Below are 2,179 nucleotides of genomic sequence, written 5' to 3' on the forward strand. Positions count from 1 at the left end.
CACCGACGTCCCAGGCTTTCGGCTCTGGGGGAGGGTTCGTGCCGGACGAGGTCTACGACAACGCCGCGAAGCACTTCGAGGCTCGTGAAGGGGTGAGCGGGGTCGTGCCTCGCTGTGCGGCGCAGCATAGAGGCGGCCACTGACATCGGCGCCGACCGCGGCCTTGCCGCCGGCGGGGTGTGCTGCACGCCCGTCGCTTCGCCGGGCCGACCGGGCTCAGTTCACGGCATCGGCAGGGGCGCAGGGTTCGTCGCCGGTGCCGTTCGCTCCAGTCAGGTCCTCGCAGATCTTCAGGTGCAATCTGGTGGCGGCGGCATCGAGGCGCTCCCACTGTTCGGTGGTCAGGTCGGGCAGGAGGGCACCGAGGTGGTGCAGTGCGAAGGCGACGGCCGCCGGCACCGCGTGGCCGAGGAGGTTGCCGATCCCGGCGCTGTGGGCGTCGTGGTCGAGGTCGCGGCCGCCGGACAGCCCGTAGGCAAGGCCGTACGTGTAGGCCGCTTCCTCGGTGAGGGTGGTGTGGGCGATGGCGCGTGCACCGTCGGCGCAGGCGACGGTGGCCAGGAGCTGGTCGATCACGGGGCCGGGAATGGTCTCGCCGGAGACGGTGGTGGCGTCGTTCATGTGGGGGTAACGGCGGCTCGGGGTCGGGTGACACGCCGGAGTTCGGTGGCTTCCGTCCGGGCTGCCGGGTGAGGGGCGCGGTGGGTTCGGCGAGATGTGAGGACTGCGGTGAGAAGCGCTGTGGCTGGCCACAGCACGGCGGTGACGGCTGCGAGGGTGAGGGGCGGAAGGCCGGCGTGGTGGGCGACGATCAGCACGGTGGTGGTCTGCAGGGCGCCGGCGGTCGTCGTGAGGTCGCTGTGCCAGGCCGTGCGGTGGAGCGTGTGCTCGATCAGGCGGCGCACTCCGGTGGCGCAGGCGACCAGGACGGGGCCGCCGAGGACGCTGATGGGCAGGGCGGCCGCCCACAGGGAGAAGTCGGTGACGAGGACGGTGAGCGCCGCGCCGCCGGTGAGAAGCAGGAGGGTCATGAGGGCGGCCGTGGTGATCCTCAGGCGCCCGGCGTGCGGCGGCTGGGGCGGGTCGAGGAGGTAGAGGACGGCGAGCAGCAGCCCGGCGAGCGTGCCGACGCCGGTTGTCCAAGGCGTCGGCAGGGCGGTGGTGAGTGAGAGGACGCCAGTGACGGCGGCCGCGGTCAGGCCGGCCGCGCACACCGTGGTGGCGCGGGCACCCGGTTCACGGTGGAGGACGGCGGCGTCGGCGGAGGTTGTGGCGTCGACCAGTGTGGGCGGGTGCCGGGGTGCTGTCGCGGTGGGTGCGTCAGCGAAGGAGGCCAGCTCGGTGTGGAGCCGGGTGAGCCGGGTGCGGGTGTCGGCCGCGGTTGGCCGGTGGGCGGGGTTCTTGTCGAGGAGCTCCAGGACCAGCTGCTCGAGCTCGCGGGGAACACCGGGGCGCAGGGCGGAGAGCGGGGCCGGCGCGTCGTTGAGGTGCTGGTTGAGGACCTGCCAGCCGACGCCGGTGAAGGGGGCCCGGCCGGTGAGCAGCTCGTGGAGGAGGCAGCCGAGCGAGTAGAGGTCGCTGGGTGCGCCCAAGGTGGTGTCACCGCGGGCCTGCTCGGGCGACATGTAGGCGGGGGTGCCGATGGCGAGGCCCGTCACGGTCAGGGTGTGGTGGGTGGCCTCTGCCAAGCGCGCGATGCCGAAGTCGCACAGCTTCGCGGCGCTGCCGCAGGCCTGGTCGAGGAGGATGTTGGACGGCTTGAGGTCGCGGTGGACGATGCCGCGGTCGTGGGCGGCTTGCAGGGCCTGGCTGATCTGGATCATCCAGGTCAGGGCCTCGGGCAGCGGGATCGGGCGGCCGGTGAGCGTGTTCAGCGGGCGGCCTTCGACGAGGTCCATGGCCAGGAAGAGGATCCGGTGGCCGTCGAGGTCGGCGCTGCCGTGGTCCCGGACGGCGACGACGTTCGGGTGGGCCAGGCGCGTGGCGACCTGTGCCTCGCGGCGGAAGGTCGCTTCCCGCGCCGGATCCCCCTCCCCCACCGGAATGATCTTTACGGCCACGTCGTGGTTCTCGTGGAGGTCCTCGGCGCGCCACACGGTGCCCATGCCTCCACGGCCGATCGTCTCCTGCAGCCGGTACCGGCCGGCGACCGTCGTGCCGAGCATCAAGTCCTCCAGCC

At 72.6% G+C, this 2,179-nt stretch carries 2 protein-coding genes; both read right to left on the reverse strand.

Annotation, left to right across the window (positions count from 1 at the left end; all coding sequences use genetic code 11):
- Positions 1–216 precede the first annotated feature (216 nt).
- Complete coding sequence (locus tag ABZ281_RS46860) at positions 217–621, reverse strand: hypothetical protein (RefSeq protein WP_356664661.1); 405 nt, start codon at positions 619–621, stop codon at positions 217–219.
- On the reverse strand, positions 618–2,179 hold a 1,562-nt coding region (locus ABZ281_RS46865; RefSeq protein ID WP_356664663.1), incomplete at its 5' end, for a serine/threonine-protein kinase. The genes ABZ281_RS46865 and ABZ281_RS46860, both read right to left, overlap by 4 nt.

Source organism: Streptomyces sp. NPDC006265 (genome assembly GCF_040613555.1).
Taxonomy (GTDB): domain Bacteria; phylum Actinomycetota; class Actinomycetes; order Streptomycetales; family Streptomycetaceae; genus Streptomyces.

Bases quoted from the DNA above. Each gene is read 5' to 3' on its own strand.
- ABZ281_RS46860 (WP_356664661.1), bottom strand. From the start codon at position 621: ATGAACGACGCCACCACCGTCTCCGGCGAGACCATTCCCGGCCCCGTG.